Raw genomic sequence first — 13912 nt, 5'->3', positions numbered from 1 at the left:
GGGCGCCTGCCGGCCTTCTCCGGCGTGCGCGCCGAGACCACCTCGGCCGCGGGCTCCCTGCACCGGATCCGCACACAGGCTGCGCGTCGTCCGCATACGGGTCTGCTTCGATGACGCCGTGACGGTGCGGCGAAGGCCACAGGCGCGTGAGGTCTACTGGGCGTTCGGCTGCGGGCTCTCCGCGGTCATCGCCCTGGCGTGCGCGACGTTCGGGACGTTCCTCGATATTCACCTGGTGGCTCGGGCGCAGCTCTACTGCCTGGGTGACCTGGGCTCCGGCGAGAACTTCGCCGGCACGGGCTGGGCCCTGAGCCGGCCGGGGGTGCTCCTGCTCGCTCTCACCGTTGCCGGCTCTGTCGCCGGGCCCGTGGCCATGACGGTGTACGACCTGGCGGGCGAGGGCACTCCGGGTGATTGCGTGCTTCCCTGGTGGCCCACGTGGCTCCCCTCGTAGGCCACGACCGGGTCGGCCTCATCACGCCCTGGTCAGCACGCGCTGGAGGATTTCGGCGAGCCGGCTCAGGTCTTCGGGGTCGCAGTGGGCGAACGGGGTTTCGGCGAGCGTGACGTCGATGACGCGTTCGCGGGCCTGCCGGCCTTGCTCGGTCAGCACCACGACCCGCGAACGCCGGTCGCCCGGGTCCACGGCGCGTTCCGCGTATCCGCGATCGGTCAGCTGGTTGACGACGAAGCTGAGGTTGGGGGCGTTGCAGAACAGGCGTTCCGCCAGGGCCTTCATCGACGGCGCGGGCCCCGCGGGGTCGATCGCCCAGAGGGCCTGGGCCGTCGCGTAGGTGAGGCGGAGCTCGTCGAGCGCCTTGGCGATGCGGTCACCGGTCAGCATGAAGAGCTCGTGGTTGGCCCGTACCACCTGCTCCAGCTCCTGCCTCGTCATGCCGTGAGCGTACCAGTTTGTTTCGAGTCTCGAAGCTGATAGCGTCCATTTCGTTTGAGGCTCGAAGTAGATGGGAATGATCATGTACGGATACCGTGGCGTCACCGCGCTTGTCACCGGCGCGTCCAGAGGGCTCGGCACCGCCTACGCCCACGAGCTCGCGCGACGCGGGGCGAACCTCGTCCTCGTGGCCCGCTCCGGCGACGCGCTGGACCGGGTCGCCGGCGAGATCCGCCAGGCGTACCAGGTCGAGGTGACCACGGTGGCCGCCGATCTCGCCGCGCCCGGCGGCGTGACAGGGCTGGTCGAGGAGCTGGACCGGCAGGGTCGTACGGTCGACCTGCTGGTCAACAACGCGGGCGCGGGCGCCGTCGGCCCGTTCCTGAGCAGCTCGCTCCAGCGGAACGTCAGCTCGGTGGAGCTGAACGTCACCGCCCTGATGAAGCTGAGCCACGTGCTCGGCAGGCGCATGGTCGACCGGGGACACGGCGGGATCATCAACGTGGCCTCGACCGCCGCCTTCCAGTCGATGCCGTACCAGGCCAGCTATGCGGCGACGAAGGCGTTCGTGCTGTCGTTCACGGAGGCCCTCGCCGAGGAGCTGCGCGGCACGGGGGTCCGCGTCATGGGGGCCCATCCCGGGGCCACCGACACGTCGTTCTTCGACGGCACCTCCGCCACCATGAACCCGGCGTTCACCGACGCCCCCGAAGGCGTCGCGGCCAGAACCCTCGACGCCTTCGCCAAGGGCGCCGTCAACTCCTACCCGGGCCGTACGATCAACCGGGCGATGACCTGGGCGCCCCGCCTGCTGCCCCGCGTCACGGTCACCCGGCTGACCGGGCGCCTGAACCGGAGCCTGGGTCTCCACCGGGCCCAGGACCTCGGATAGCGGCTCTCAGGCCGCCCGGCGGCTCATGATGAGATCAGCGGGGACGCGTACCGGCAGGCACAGGGTCTGACCGTGCCGGTCGAACAGGTCGTCACGGGAGTCGAAGCAGCCCAGATCGGCCACGACATGCCCGGACAGGTCGCAGGAGGAGCAGGTGCTGCCGTCCCAAAGGAACTCCGGCCACGCCAGCACCACGTGCCGGGGGATCAGCGCCCGCAGCCGCGGGAACCTCGGATACCAGAACCGCCCGTCCAGCAGCAGACCCCTGACCCGGGTGGCGATCCCGTGGCCGCGTGCCACCGTGGTGCAGCCTCGTGCTGCACTGCCGCATCGTCCGGTTTCCGCAATTACGCGCTAGCCCCCCAAAAGGGGAGACCGTCTGTAAGCGCGGAAATTCAGTCAGGTGATTTCGATGTAGTCCAGTTCGGCGAACCTGTCGTGATGCTGGAAGCGCAGCGTGTTCCAGCCCTGGTTCAGCTTCACCGGGAGCGAGGCGGTCGCCCAGGTTCCCCAGCCGAGCGCCGGATATTCCAGGATTTGCCTGTCCTGGCCATTCACTGTCACGAAGTGACGCGCGTGGCCGTCGCCGGCGCGGTAGCGCACGTGCGCGGTGTAGGTGCCCGCGTGGGGCGCCTGTACGCGGATGTCCACCCAGCTGTCCGGCTCGTTCAGATAGCCCATCGAGGCGCGGTTCGACGCGCCGTCGACACCGTTGAGCGGCACTGCCTTGTGGTGCACGCCCGCCTCGGCCTCGTAGCGGGGCGGGCCGCCGGGCAGCGCGATCCAGACGACGGCCAGCACGATCAGGGCCGCGACGGCGGGGACGGCCGCGAGCAGCATGGCCGTACGACGCCGGGGGGCCGGGGTGCCCGCGGGGGAGGGGACCGTGTCGGCGGGTCGGTTCTGGAGTTGGGCGCGCAAGCCCAGGGTCGCGATGACGAGCCCGGCCGCGCCGGTGAACATGCCGATCACGCTGGCCCGTTGGTCCAGCGTCTCCAGCACGTCCTCGGGCACGTGGATCGGGTCGGCGAAGAACCAGGTCAGCGCCGAGACCCCCAGCACCGTGATCGCGGCGATCCGCACGGCCCGCCACGGCTGCGGGCCGGCCGCCCGCCTCTGCTCTGCCGGACTCTTCGACATGGTTCCAGACTGGCCCTTCGATCACTCCTGGGTGCGCGTGGGTAGGGAGAATGTCACCCCCCGTACGTGGGTGGGCGGAGGCCGGGCGTTCTGGCATGGTGGGCGGGTGCGGGCGACTGCGGGTGATCGGGCTGAGCCGATCTCGACGTGCTGGAATTACTGGATCGCGGTTCCCGCCGGTGATCAGGCCGGGGTCATGGCGATCCTGGGGTTGTCGTCGCCTCGGCCGGTCACGTTCGCCGAGGCGCGTGAGGTGATCGACGCTGATGGGCATGGCGAGCCGGGGGACCGTGAGCACCTTTCGCGGGTGTTCGTCTCTCCCGAGGTGGACGGCTGGACCCTGGTGATGGGGGCCTGGTGCGATCCTTGCGGTGAGCGGCATGCGGAGGTGCTGCGGTCGTGCCAGGAGCTCAGTGACCGGTACGGAGCGGCGCAGGCTTACTACTTCGGGGCGCAGGACGACGGGTCGGCCTGGCTGGTGGCGGAGAACGGCCAGGTGATCCGCCGGTACGCGGCAACGGGCGAGCCGGACGACGCCTCGCTCACCCTCGGCACTCCGCTGCCCTGCGAACGGGTGAAGCTGCGGGAGCTCGGGCTGCCGGCCGACGGTGATCTGCGGGCGGCGAGCGCCGAGCAGGTCGAGGAGTGGACGGTGGCGGCCTTCGAGCTGGCTCCCGAGGTCGCCGCAGCCTTCGGCGTCACGCCGTTCACGCTGGGCGGCGACACGAAGGTGCGGGGGACCGGCCTGCTCGCGGTCACGCCCGGCGGTGCTGGGCCGTGTTGAGGAGGGCGTCCAGGAGGTCCTGGGAGGTCTGGAGTGCGGCGATCGCGTCGGCGATGCGGGTGCGTTCGTGGTGCAGGGCCTCGATGAAGGCCGGGCAGCCGGCCGGCACGGGCAGGCCGGTGTCCGTGTCGTGGACGCAGTGCAGGACGCGGCCGATGACCGCGGTGGGGAGCCCGGCGGCGAGCATGGCGCGGATGTGGCGCACGGTCGCGACGTCCGCCTCGCTGTACTCGCGGTAGCCGTTGACCAGCCGGGCCGGGCTGAGGAGGCCCTGCTCCTTGTAGTAGCGCAGCAGCCGCCGGTGCACCCCGGTCCGGTGGGCGAGGTCGCCGATGCGCATCCGGCTCCTTCCGCTTGACCTTCACATCGATGTGACGCCTTACCGTCCCCCATTATCGCTGGTCACGAAAAAGGGGGAGATGTCGGTGTCGAGCGCGGTGATCATCGGGGCGGGGCCGGGGATCGGGCAGGCGGTGGCTCGCCGGTTCGCCAGGGAGGGGCTGTCGATCGCACTGGTCGCGCGGAGCGGGCGGACGTTGCGCGCGGTGGGGGAGGCGGTCGCCGCCGAGGGGGTTCCGGTCCTGCGGCTGGAGGCGGGCAGCACCGACGAGGCCGCGCTGCGCGCCGCGCTCGACGAGGCGGTCAGGGCGCATGGCGTGCCGGACGTCGTCGTGTACAACGCCGCGATCATCCGGGCCGACCGGCCGGGCGAGCTGTCGGTGCGCGGGCACATGGAGGCGTGGGCGGTGAACGTGGTCGGCGCGCTCAACGCCGCAGCCCGGCTCGCGCCCGCGATGGCGGCGCGCGGCCACGGGACGTTCCTCGTCACCGGGGGCATGCCCGAGCCCAAGCCGCAGTACGTGAGCCTCTCGCTGGGCAAGGCGGGCGTGCGGACGCTGGTCACGCTGCTCGACCAGGAGTACGGGCCCGCCGGGGTGCACGTGGCGAGCGTGACCGTGGCGGGACCGGTCGCCCCGGGCACCGACTTCGACCCGGACGACATCGCCGAGCACTACTGGCGGCTGCACGCGCAGCCACGCGCCGAGTGGGAGCGGGAAGCCCTGCACGCCGGTGGCCCCCGGTGACCGGCTCGGCGGAGGCACGGGCTCGTTGCCGTGCCGGTCACCGGAAATTTCGCCATTGTTGTCCCATTGGGGGATTTCGGTCCGTACCATAATCCGCGCGGTGATCACCGGTGAGAGTCTCCGGTGCAGCTGCCGCAGGGAGCTTCACGTGCGCAAGATCGCAGCCACCACCCTCGCCGTCCTCACCCCCCTCACCGGAGCCGCGGCCGTGGCCGGTGCCGGAGGAGCCGCCGCCGCGACCCCGGCCCCCGCCCCGACCGCGGCCGTGGCGGCGGGGAAGCCGGACCGGTCCCAGGTTGTCGTCATCGGCCACCGCGGCGCGGCGGGCCACCGCCCCGAGCACACGCAGGGCAGCTACGAGCTCGCCGTGGCACTGGGCGCCGACTGGATCGAGCCCGACCTGGTGCCGACCAAGGACCACGTGCTGGTGGCCAGGCACGAGAACGAGATCTCCGGCACCACCGACGTGTCCCTGCGCCCCGAGTTCGCCGCGCGCAGGACCACCAAGGTCATCGACGGGCGGAACGTGACCGGCTGGTTCACGGAGGACTTCACCCTGGTCGAGCTGAAGACGCTGCGCGCGGTCGAGCGGCTGCCGTCGATCCGCCAGCGCAACACCGTCTACAACGGCTACTACCAGGTGCTCACCTTCCAGGAGGTGATCGACCTGGCCGAGCGGATGTCGCGCCAGTACGGCAAGCGGGTCGGCGTGTTCCCCGAGACCAAGCACCCGACCTACTTCAGGTCCATCGGGCTGCCGCTGGAGGAGCCGCTGATCGAGACGGTCAAGCGCAACGGGCTCAACCGGCCGAACAGCCCCGTGGTGGTGCAGTCGTTCGAGCCGTCGAGCCTGAAGCGGGTGGCCAAGGACCTGCGCGTGCCGCTGTGGCAGGCGCTCGGCACCAGCGGTCAGCCGTACGACCTGAAGGCGGCCGGGGACCCGACGACGTACGCCGACATGATGAAGCCCGAGGGACTGGCGAAGATCGCCGAGTACGCGCAGTGGATCGGGCCGGACAAGTCCTCCGCCATCCCCGTCAACCCGGACGGAAGCTGGGGCAAGCCGACGACGCTGGTGTCCGACGCGCACCGGGCGGGGCTGAAGATCGGCGTCTACACCTTCCGCAGCGAGAACCAGTACCTGCCGGGGCCGCTGCGCCGGGGCCAGGTGCCGACGGACCACGGTGACGCGCTCGCCGAGTACCGCGCCCACCTGGACCTGGGCGTGGACGCCTTCGTCACCGACTACCCGGACACCGCCGCGCTGGCCAAGGCCGAGCGGGGCGGGCCGCACAAGCACGTGCAGCCGAAGCAGTTCGACAACGGCCTGCCCGAGGAGGGCCAGGAGTAGGAACGCCGGTCGAGCACGATGGAAGAAGCTGACGGAACCGCAGCCAGTGTTAGCTTGCGAAATGTCCAACTCCGCGAAGGTTGACGACTTCCTCGACAAGCTCGACCACCTGCTGAAGGCAGAGATGGCCGCCGTCAGGGCCATCATCAGCGCGCATCCGGAAATCGAGGAAGACGTGAAATGGGGCGGCCCCAGCTTCAGCTACAAGGAGGAGCTGGCCACGTTCAACCCCAGGCTCAAGGACTGCGTCGCGGTCATCTTCCACCAGGGCGCCCTGCTGACCGACGACACCGGCCTGCTGGAGCCGGGCCCCAAGGGCAAGGCCTACGCCAAGCTGCGCAGCATGGACGAGGTCACGGCCGCCAAGGCGACGCTGGAGAAGCTGGTGAACGACTGGATCGCGCTGATGGACGCCAAGTAGCGCGCCGCGCAGAACAGCAGGTTTCGAGAAGGCAGCGCCGTTGACGTGCTGCTGAGCCCGGTGGAAGCCTCGTTCCCGAGCCGGTACGAGGCCTTTCCCTGGAGAAACCATGCGCAAGATGATCTGCGGTCTTTTCATTTCCCTGGACGGCGTCGTGGAGTCGCCGGAGAAATGGCAGGGCCCCTATTTCGACGGCGAGATCGGCGCCGAGCTCGCCAGGCGGCGCGCCGGGGTCGGCGCCATGCTGCTGGGCCGCCACACCTACGAGCAGTTCGCGGCGTTCTGGCCGCACCAGACCCAGTCCGGCAACCCGATGGCCGACGCCATGAACAAGACGCCCAAGCTCGTCGCCTCCACCACCCTGGAGGCGGCCGAGTGGGAGAACTCCACGCTCATCAAGGGTGATGCCGTGGCCGAGGTGGCCGCGCTCAGGCGGGGCGACGGGCCGGACATCCTCACCACCGGCAGCCCGACCCTCGTCAGGTCGCTGCTGCGGGCCGGGCTGGTCGACGAGCTGGGCCTCCTGGTCAACCCCGTCGTCGTCGGCAGCGGGCGGCGGCTGTTCGACCAGGGGTTCGGCGAGTTGCCGCTCAAGCTCCTCGACTGCCGGACGTTCGCCACGGGGGTCGTGGCGCTCACCTATACGGCCGCATAGCGGTTCGCGATACTGGCCGCATGGGGACGGTTCCGGAGCACAGGCGCCTGCTACGCGCCAAGGACCTGATGGACAGCCGCTACGCCGAGCCGCTGGACGTGGCCGAGGTGGCGCGGGCCGCGTACATGTCGAAGGCGCATTTCAGCCGTGAGTTCCGGCGGGCCTTCGGGGAGACGCCGCACCAGTATCTGCTGACCCGCCGGATGGAGCGCGCCGCGGCGCTGCTGCTGACCACCGGCCGGACGGTCAGCGACATCTGCGGGCAGGTGGGCCTGCTCAGCGTCGGCGCGTTCACCACGAGTTTCGGGCGGACGTTCGGCATGTCGCCGACGGCCTACCGGGCGAGGTTCGCCCCCGCCGCGCACCGGGCGCGCGTCCCGGCCTGCGTGCTGCGGGCGTGGGGCCGGCCGGTGCGCGCCGAGGGGAGTGCCTGAGCGATGCGGCTGCGGCTCACGCACGCCAACCTGTGGGTGCCCGACCAGGACGAGGCGCTGGACTTCTACGTCGGCAAGCTCGGTATGGAGGTCCGCGAGGACGTCTCGATGCCCGAGATGAACGGATACCGCTGGCTCACCGTGGGGCCGCCCGGGCAGCCGGAGGTGTCGTTCATCCTGAACGTCCCCCGGCCCCCGGTCGTCGACGACGGCACCGGTGACCAGGTGCTGGAGCTGGTGGCCAAGGGGACGGCGGGCGGGTTCCACCTGGAGACCGACGACTGCCGGGGCGCGTACGAGAAGCTCAGCGGCGCCGGGGTCGAGTTCGTCGAGGAGCCGGAGGAGCGGCCGTACGGGATCGACGCCATGTTCCGCGACCCGTTCGGTCACCGCTTCCGGCTCGTGCAGACGTTCGTCACGCGCTGAGGCCGGGGCCGGACCGCAGCGCCCGGAGCTCGGCTTGGAGACGGGAGCGCAGCGCCAGGCAGAGCAGCCAGGCGGGGGACCGGAGGCGGGGTGCTGGGGTGGAGGCGGTCATGCCGGGACGCTGGAACGTTGACCCCGGCGTCAAGGTCAAGCCCGTTGGGGGAACCGGTCGGGGAGACCCAGGGAGACGGCGGCGACGCGGCGGGCCAGGAGGCGGGCCGGGTCCAGGACGGGGACGGGCACCAGGCGGCTGTCCAGGGCGAGGACGATCTCGGTGCAGGCCGCGACGACCCGTTCGGCGCCGCGATCGGCGAGGGCGCGGGCGACCTCGGCCAGGGCGCGCCGGTGCGCCGGGGTGACGGCGCCGGCCTTGACCGCGGCGATCGCCGCCGACACGCGCTCCTGCTCGTCGCCTGACGGTTCGAGAGGTGCGACGCCCCGGCCGCGCAGCGCGTCCGCGTACAGGCCGGAGTGCAGGGTGCCGGCGGTGGCGAGCAGCCCGGCGGCGGTGACGCCGTCGGCGGCGAGGGCGTCGGCGGTGACCTCGACGATGCTGACGAGCTCGAGCCCGGCCTCGTCGGCGAGGCGGGGGACGAAGGCGTGCGCGGTGTTGCACGGCACGGCCAGCACCTCGCACCCGGCGCGGCTGAGCGCCTGGATGCCCTGCCGGAGCTGCGGGGTCGGGTCCTCGCCGAGGCCGAGCAGGCTCAGCGAGCGGTCGGGGACGCGCGGGTCGCCCCAGATGACGACCGGCACGTGGCTCTGGTCGCCGCGGGCGGGGGTCTCCTCGACGAGCTTGCCGTAGAAGTCGGCGGTGGCGGCGGGGCCCATGCCGCCCAGGACGCCGACCAGGCGCGGCGGACGGGCCGGCCGGTGGTGCGACCGGGTCACGGGATGCGTCCTCTCCTTCGCGGCCGGTGGGACAGCCGCGGGCAACAGGATCGCCGGATAAGGTGACTTTTCGCGAAAAATGCGGCAATCGGTCATCCAGGGAGGCCCGGTGCAGGAATCCGGCAGACTGCTGTCCGAGGCCGAGCTGGAGCTCATCGACGCCCTCCAGATCAACCCGCGCGCGAGCTGGGTGGACATCGGCCAGGCCACCGGCTCGGACCCGGCCACGGCGGCGCGGCGCTGGCAGCGGCTGACCAGTTCGGGCGAGGCGTGGACCACTGTCGCGCTCGGCAAACGGCAGATGCACGAGATGAGCATGGCGTTCCTGGAGATCGACTGCGCGGCGGGCGCGGCCGTCGAGGTCGCGGAGACGCTGGCCGAGGCCAGGCACCTGATCACCGTGCAGCACGTCGCCGCCGGGCACGACCTGTTCGTGATCGCCGCGGCGGCCTCGATGCCGGCGCTGGCCGACTACCTGCTCACCGACCTCCCCCGGGTGCCCGGCGTCGCCAAGGTGCGCACCCACCTGGCGACGCGCGTGTTCGAGGCGTCGTGCCGCTGGCGGCTGCGGGTGCTCCCGCAGGGCGCGGCGGCCGGGCTGGCCAGGCGCAGCGGGCCGCCCGAGTCCACGCGGCGGATGGACGGGATCGACCGGCAGCTCTTCCACGCCCTGCTGGCCGACGGCCGGGCCGGCTACGCCGAGCTGGCCGCGACGGTCGGCACCTCCGAGCGGACCGTGCAGCGCAGGCTCTCCAGGCTCGTCGCCACCGAGGACATCGACTTCCGCTGCGACCTGGCCCGCTCGCACGCCGGCTGGCACTCCTCCGCCGTGCTGTGGCTGCGCCTGCCCGACCGGCTGCTGGAGGAGACCGGCACGGCGCTGCTCGGCTGGCCGGAGACCCGCACCTGCGCCGCCCTGGCCGGGACCAGCAACATGCTGCTCACCGTCGGCCTGCACGCCGTCACCGACCTGCACCCGCTGGTGATGCGCCTGGAGCGGAAGTTCCCGTACGTGACCGTCGCCGACCGGCAGGTCGTGCTGCGCCAGACCAAGCTGTACGGCAGGCTGCTCGACCCGGCGGGACGCTGCACCGGGGTCGTGCCCGTCGATCCGTGGAGCCTGGCGCCGCACCCGTGACGGGTGGGGCGGTCAGCGGGGCGGCGGGATCGCCTCGCCCAGCGACTCCCAGGCCAGCCCGGCACGCAGCACCGCCTCCTCGGACCGGGCGACCAGTTGCAGGTCGCCGATCGCCAGCGCGGGCAGCCCGAGCGCGGACACCACCGCGGTGATCCGGCCGGCCTCGCCCCGGACGGCGGCCTCGTCGCAGCCCGCCCGGGGCGCGGGCCCGCCGAGCGTGGGCATGATCAGCAGGTCCAGCCCGGCCGTGCGGTCGGCGAACCCTGCCCGCGCGGCGCCCAGCGCCTCGACGGCCGCCGCGTAACGGTCATGGCCGATCCGGCCGGCGTCGTCGAGCTTGCGGCGCACGCCGTCGCTGTAGTGATCGGCGTTCCTCGGGTAGGTGGCCTCGTGCGTGCGCCGCGCCTGCGCGCCGACGATCGTCCAGTAGGGGGCGAGGATGTCGTACGGCAGCGCGACCTCGCGGAGTCCGGCGCCGAGCGCGGCGAAGGCGGCGGCCTGCGCGCAGCCCTCGGCGACGCCGACCGTCCACCCGGCCAGGGAGGAGAGCGGGGCGACAGGGGTGCCGGACAGCACCTCCCACACCCGGGCGAGGTCGGCGACCGAGGTGGCCATCGGGCCGACCACGTCGAACATCGGCGCCAGCGGCGCGACGCCCGCGCCCGGCACCGCGCCCGCGCGGGGCCGCAGCCCGACCACGCCGCAGCAGGCCGCCGGCATCCGCACCGAGCCGCCCGTGTCGGTGCCCAGGCCGAACCTGGCGATGCCGGCCGCCAGCGCCGCCGCGGTGCCGCCGCTGGAGCCGCCGGGGGACAGGTGCGGGTGGCGCGGGTTGCGCACGTCGCCCCAGTGCGGGTTCTCGCTGGTCACGCCCCAGGCGAACTCGTGCTGGTTGGCCTTGCCGACCAGCAGCGCACCGGCCGACTCCAGCACCTCGACGCACGGCGCGGTCGTCAGCGCCTCCTCGGCGCCGTACAGGATCGAGCCCCTGGTGGTGGGGAGGCCGGCCACGTCGATCATGTCCTTGGCCACGAACGTCCAGCCGTCGAGCGGCCCGCCGGGCGGCCGGGCGGGGAGCGTGGCGAGCCTGTCGATCACGGGGGCCGGGCCGGCCTCGATGAGGATGTTGTGGTCACCGTGCCGTCTGATGGCCTCGGCCGAAGTGGCGATCGCCGCCGCGCGTTCCATGGATCTCCTGTCGAAGGTGCTGTGCGGAATTGATAGCGCTCAGACCTCCAGGGCGTCCAGGAGCGCCCGCAGCCTGGCGGTCTCGCGGTCCGGCCTGACCAGGGCGAAGATGCTGCGGCTGGTGTTCAGCCAGGGCACGTCGGCGACGACCACGCCGGGGCCGTGCCGGGCCAGCGCCAGGTCGGCGACGAACGCCGCGCCCACCCCGGCCTCGATCAGCGACATCGTGATCTTGAAGTCGTCGGAGTGGCAGGCCACCCGGGGGTGCAGGTCCCAGCGGGAGAACACGCCGTCGAAGAACGAGGCGTCGCTGCTGCCCGGGTGGTGCACGATCCACGGCAGGTCGACGAGCTGCTCGGCCCGGTACGGCGACAGGTCGGGCCAGCTCGCGGGCAGCACCAGCCGGTAGCGGTCCTCGGCGATCCACCGCCTGCTCAGCGCCGACGGCCACGACAGCCCCGAGTTGCCCACCTGGTAGACGATCGCCGCGTCCATCTCGCCGCCCGCGCCCAGGTGCGGGATGAGCTGCGACGGCTCGGCGACCGAGATCCGCACCCCGGCCAGGTCCGCCTGTTCCAGCTGCCCCAGCACCTCGGCCAGCCGGTCGGCGAAGCTCGGGAACACGCCGAGCCGGATCTGCCGCTCGCTGCCCCGGTGCACGGCCTGGACGGAGGCGATCATGCGCTCGATGTCGACGAGGACCGTCTCGGCATGCCTGGCCAGCACCTCCGCCGCGTCGGTCGGCAGCACGCTGTGCGCCGAGCGCTCGAACAGCCGCACGCCGATCTTCTTCTCCAGCGCGGCCATCTGCTGGGAGACGGCCGAGGAGGTGTAGCCGAGCCGGTTCGCCGCCGCGGCGAAGGAGCCCAGCTGGATGACCTCACGCAAAGTGCGAAGGTGTTCCGGCTTCAGCATTAGCGTTCCTTGCTCTCAGGGTTGCTAAATGCCGTGTTTATAGCGCTTCCGCGTTCTTTTAGCTACTCCTACAGTGATGCTCACCGTCACTCCAGCACCCTTGAGAGTCACTTTGAGCATCCGTGTGTACCGCAACGCCGCCATCCACACCGGGGCGGACGGCCGCCCGCCGGCCCAGGCCATGGCCGTGGACGGCGAGCACCTCGTGGCCGTCGGCACCGAGGCCGAGGTCCGCGAGGCCGCGGGCCACGGCGCCGAACTCGTCGACCTGGACGGCGCCGCCGTCCTGCCCGGCCTCTACGACGCCCACATCCACACCGCCCAGTACGCCCACAGCCTCGACGCCATCGACCTGCGCGACGTCCGCTCCCTGGCCGACGCCCTTACCCTGATCGGCGCGCACGTCGCCAGGCTGCGCCCCGGCGCCTGGCTGTTCGGCGGCCGGTGGAACAGCAACACCTGGAACCCCCCGGCCCAGCCCGACCGGTACGCGCTCGACTCCGTCAGCGGCGACCTGCCGATCGCGCTGCCGAACATCGACGGCCACACCGTGTGGGCCAACTCCGCCGCCCTGCGCCTGGCCGGCATCGACGCCACCACCCCCGACCCCGTCGGCGGCGAGATCGTCAGGGACGCGAACGGCGAGCCCACCGGCATCCTGCGCGAGTCCGCCTCCTACCCGCTGCGCGCCCTCATGGTCTCCGACGACCTGAGCGACAAGCTGCGCCGCGCCCAGGACGAACTGCTCTCCCTCGGCCTCACCAGCGTGCACGACATCGACGGCGAGGACTGCCGCGACGCCTACCTGCGGCTGCGCGACGCCGGCCAGCTCAAGATCCGCGTGCACAAGGCGATCCCGACCGTCCACCTGGAAGCGGCCATCGCCGAAGGGCGCCGCACCGGCCAGGGCGACGACTGGATCCGCACCGGGCCGGTCAAGATCTTCAGCGACGGCGCGCTCGGCTCGCACACCTGCCACATGAGCGAGGCGTTCGCCGGGGACTCGGACAACGTCGGCATCGCGGTCACCCCGTACGACGACCTCGTCAAGCTGTTCAGGACCGCGGCGGACGCCGGCATCGCGATCGCCACGCACGCCATCGGCGACCAGGCCAACCACCTCGTGCTGGACGCCTACGAGGCCATCGGCCGCACCCCCGGGCTGCGCCACCGCATCGAGCACGCCCAGCACCTGCGCCCGGCCGACCTGACCAGGATGGCCAGGCTCGGCGTCGTCGCCTCCATGCAGCCCGTCCACTGCACCAGCGACATCGACCTCGTCGACTCGCTGCTCGCCGGCCACGACCTGGCCTCCTACGCCTGGCGCGGCATGCTGAACGCCGGCGTCGCGCTGGCCTTCGGCTCCGACGCCCCCGTCGAGCACCCCGATCCGTTCGCCGCGCTGTACGCCGCGGTGACCCGTACCCGCCAGGACGGCACCCCCGTCGGCGGATGGCAGCCGGAACAGCGGCTGAGCATGGCCGAAGCGATCACCGCGCACACCCTCGGCGCGGCCTACGCGGCAGGCGAGCAGGACCGCAAGGGCCTGCTCGTCCCCGGCATGCTCGCCGACTTCATCGCGGTGGACACCGACCCCTACCAGGAGTCGCCAGACGCGGTGCTGCGCACCAAGGTCATGACCACCGTTGTCGGCGGCGAAGTCCGCTGGCAGCGAGCCTGAAGGAGAGCCACCCCCC

At 72.1% G+C, this 13912-nt stretch carries 19 protein-coding genes; 11 read left to right on the top strand and 8 right to left on the bottom strand.

Annotation, left to right across the window (positions count from 1 at the left end):
- The first annotated feature begins 118 nt into the window (after nt 1–118).
- Nucleotides 119–454, top strand: coding sequence for a hypothetical protein (locus tag ACWDXC_RS32040; RefSeq protein ID WP_449987957.1), 336 nt, complete (start codon nt 119–121; stop codon nt 452–454).
- Nucleotides 455–475: 21 nt separating this feature from the next.
- On the opposite strand, the gene ACWDXC_RS32035 is transcribed toward ACWDXC_RS32040, so the two are convergent.
- Nucleotides 476–895, bottom strand: a complete 420-nt coding sequence (locus ACWDXC_RS32035) for a MarR family winged helix-turn-helix transcriptional regulator (RefSeq protein WP_449987954.1) — start codon at nt 893–895, stop codon at nt 476–478.
- A gap of 82 nt (nt 896–977) precedes the next feature.
- Between ACWDXC_RS32035 and ACWDXC_RS32030 the strand changes: the two genes are divergently transcribed.
- Entirely contained in the window at nt 978–1787 is an 810-nt protein-coding gene (locus ACWDXC_RS32030; RefSeq protein ID WP_449987952.1) for an SDR family NAD(P)-dependent oxidoreductase, read from the top strand.
- Nucleotides 1788–1793: 6 nt separating this feature from the next.
- On the opposite strand, the gene ACWDXC_RS32025 is transcribed toward ACWDXC_RS32030, so the two are convergent.
- Both ACWDXC_RS32025 and ACWDXC_RS32020 read right to left on the bottom strand, forming a co-directional pair.
- A complete protein-coding gene (locus ACWDXC_RS32025) occupies nt 1794–2087 on the bottom strand; it encodes a hypothetical protein (RefSeq protein ID WP_449987949.1) in 294 nt (97 codons plus the stop codon).
- Nucleotides 2088–2186: 99 nt separating this feature from the next.
- Nucleotides 2187–2927 (bottom strand): hypothetical protein, encoded by a 741-nt coding sequence (locus tag ACWDXC_RS32020; RefSeq protein WP_449987947.1) that lies wholly within the window; start codon nt 2925–2927, stop codon nt 2187–2189.
- A 196-nt stretch (nt 2928–3123) separates the two neighbouring features.
- On the opposite strand from ACWDXC_RS32020, the gene ACWDXC_RS32015 reads away from it, so the two are divergent.
- On the top strand, nt 3124–3711 hold the full coding sequence (locus tag ACWDXC_RS32015; protein WP_449987944.1) for a hypothetical protein: 588 nt from the start codon (nt 3124–3126) through the stop codon (nt 3709–3711).
- Here the strand turns inward: ACWDXC_RS32015 and ACWDXC_RS32010 are convergent.
- A complete protein-coding gene (locus tag ACWDXC_RS32010) occupies nt 3683–4051 on the bottom strand; it encodes a MerR family transcriptional regulator (RefSeq protein WP_449987941.1) in 369 nt (122 codons plus the stop codon). The genes ACWDXC_RS32015 and ACWDXC_RS32010 overlap by 29 nt on opposite strands.
- Nucleotides 4052–4130: 79 nt before the next feature.
- On the opposite strand from ACWDXC_RS32010, the gene ACWDXC_RS32005 reads away from it, so the two are divergent.
- The 6 genes from ACWDXC_RS32005 to ACWDXC_RS31980 all read left to right on the top strand — a co-directional run bounded on the left by ACWDXC_RS32005 (nt 4131) and on the right by ACWDXC_RS31980 (nt 8083).
- The gene (locus tag ACWDXC_RS32005; RefSeq protein WP_449987938.1) at nt 4131–4796 is read left to right on the top strand and encodes an SDR family NAD(P)-dependent oxidoreductase; all 666 of its coding nucleotides are present in this window, start codon (nt 4131–4133) and stop codon (nt 4794–4796) included.
- Between the two features lie 148 nt (nt 4797–4944).
- Complete coding sequence (locus ACWDXC_RS32000; protein WP_449987935.1) at nt 4945–6147, top strand: glycerophosphodiester phosphodiesterase; 1203 nt, start codon at nt 4945–4947, stop codon at nt 6145–6147.
- 61 nt (nt 6148–6208) lie between these two features.
- Entirely contained in the window at nt 6209–6568 is a 360-nt protein-coding gene (locus tag ACWDXC_RS31995; RefSeq protein WP_449987932.1) for a DUF1801 domain-containing protein, read from the top strand.
- Nucleotides 6569–6677: 109 nt separating this feature from the next.
- Nucleotides 6678–7223, top strand: a complete 546-nt coding sequence (locus ACWDXC_RS31990) for a dihydrofolate reductase family protein (protein WP_449987929.1) — start codon at nt 6678–6680, stop codon at nt 7221–7223.
- A gap of 20 nt (nt 7224–7243) precedes the next feature.
- Entirely contained in the window at nt 7244–7657 is a 414-nt protein-coding gene (locus ACWDXC_RS31985) for a helix-turn-helix domain-containing protein (protein ID WP_449987926.1), read from the top strand.
- A 3-nt stretch (nt 7658–7660) separates the two neighbouring features.
- Nucleotides 7661–8083, top strand: a complete 423-nt coding sequence (locus ACWDXC_RS31980; protein ID WP_449987924.1) for a VOC family protein — start codon at nt 7661–7663, stop codon at nt 8081–8083.
- Here the strand turns inward: ACWDXC_RS31980 and ACWDXC_RS31975 are convergent.
- Both ACWDXC_RS31975 and ACWDXC_RS31970 read right to left on the bottom strand, forming a co-directional pair.
- Nucleotides 8073–8195, bottom strand: a complete 123-nt coding sequence (locus ACWDXC_RS31975) for a hypothetical protein (RefSeq protein WP_449987921.1) — start codon at nt 8193–8195, stop codon at nt 8073–8075. The genes ACWDXC_RS31980 and ACWDXC_RS31975 overlap by 11 nt on opposite strands.
- 35 nt (nt 8196–8230) lie before the next feature.
- Nucleotides 8231–8974 (bottom strand): aspartate/glutamate racemase family protein, encoded by a 744-nt coding sequence (locus ACWDXC_RS31970; protein ID WP_449987918.1) that lies wholly within the window; start codon nt 8972–8974, stop codon nt 8231–8233.
- A gap of 109 nt (nt 8975–9083) precedes the next feature.
- On the opposite strand from ACWDXC_RS31970, the gene ACWDXC_RS31965 reads away from it, so the two are divergent.
- Nucleotides 9084–10112 (top strand): AsnC family transcriptional regulator, encoded by a 1029-nt coding sequence (locus ACWDXC_RS31965; RefSeq protein WP_449987915.1) that lies wholly within the window; start codon nt 9084–9086, stop codon nt 10110–10112.
- 12 nt (nt 10113–10124) lie between these two features.
- Here ACWDXC_RS31965 and ACWDXC_RS31960 read toward each other — a convergent pair whose 3' ends face one another.
- Both ACWDXC_RS31960 and ACWDXC_RS31955 read right to left on the bottom strand, forming a co-directional pair.
- Complete coding sequence (locus ACWDXC_RS31960) at nt 10125–11300, bottom strand: amidase (protein WP_449987912.1); 1176 nt, start codon at nt 11298–11300, stop codon at nt 10125–10127.
- 39 nt (nt 11301–11339) lie between these two features.
- On the bottom strand, nt 11340–12215 hold the full coding sequence (locus ACWDXC_RS31955) for a LysR family transcriptional regulator (RefSeq protein ID WP_364177149.1): 876 nt from the start codon (nt 12213–12215) through the stop codon (nt 11340–11342).
- Nucleotides 12216–12327: 112 nt separating this feature from the next.
- Here ACWDXC_RS31955 and ACWDXC_RS31950 point away from each other — a divergent pair, with 112 nt between their 5' ends.
- A complete protein-coding gene (locus ACWDXC_RS31950; protein WP_449987909.1) occupies nt 12328–13896 on the top strand; it encodes an amidohydrolase in 1569 nt (522 codons plus the stop codon).
- The last annotated feature ends 16 nt before the right edge of the window (nt 13897–13912 follow it).

The organism is Nonomuraea sp. NPDC003214, from assembly GCF_053590035.1.
This window is presented reverse-complemented; position numbering and strand designations above follow the sequence as displayed.

Coding starts and splice junctions, on each gene's coding strand:
- ACWDXC_RS31995 (WP_449987932.1), top strand. CDS start 6,209: ATGTCCAACTCCGCGAAGGTTGACGACTTCCTCGACAAGCTCGACCAC.
- ACWDXC_RS32030 (WP_449987952.1), top strand. CDS start 978: ATGTACGGATACCGTGGCGTCACCGCGCTTGTCACCGGCGCGTCCAGA.
- ACWDXC_RS32010 (WP_449987941.1), bottom strand. CDS start 4,051: ATGCGCATCGGCGACCTCGCCCACCGGACCGGGGTGCACCGGCGGCTG.
- ACWDXC_RS31955 (WP_364177149.1), bottom strand. CDS start 12,215: ATGCTGAAGCCGGAACACCTTCGCACTTTGCGTGAGGTCATCCAGCTG.
- ACWDXC_RS31960 (WP_449987912.1), bottom strand. CDS start 11,300: ATGGAACGCGCGGCGGCGATCGCCACTTCGGCCGAGGCCATCAGACGG.
- ACWDXC_RS31975 (WP_449987921.1), bottom strand. CDS start 8,195: ATGACCGCCTCCACCCCAGCACCCCGCCTCCGGTCCCCCGCCTGGCTG.
- ACWDXC_RS32035 (WP_449987954.1), bottom strand. CDS start 895: ATGACGAGGCAGGAGCTGGAGCAGGTGGTACGGGCCAACCACGAGCTC.
- ACWDXC_RS32020 (WP_449987947.1), bottom strand. CDS start 2,927: ATGTCGAAGAGTCCGGCAGAGCAGAGGCGGGCGGCCGGCCCGCAGCCG.
- ACWDXC_RS31990 (WP_449987929.1), top strand. CDS start 6,678: ATGCGCAAGATGATCTGCGGTCTTTTCATTTCCCTGGACGGCGTCGTG.
- ACWDXC_RS32005 (WP_449987938.1), top strand. CDS start 4,131: ATGTCGGTGTCGAGCGCGGTGATCATCGGGGCGGGGCCGGGGATCGGG.
- ACWDXC_RS31980 (WP_449987924.1), top strand. CDS start 7,661: ATGCGGCTGCGGCTCACGCACGCCAACCTGTGGGTGCCCGACCAGGAC.
- ACWDXC_RS31985 (WP_449987926.1), top strand. CDS start 7,244: ATGGGGACGGTTCCGGAGCACAGGCGCCTGCTACGCGCCAAGGACCTG.
- ACWDXC_RS32015 (WP_449987944.1), top strand. CDS start 3,124: ATGGCGATCCTGGGGTTGTCGTCGCCTCGGCCGGTCACGTTCGCCGAG.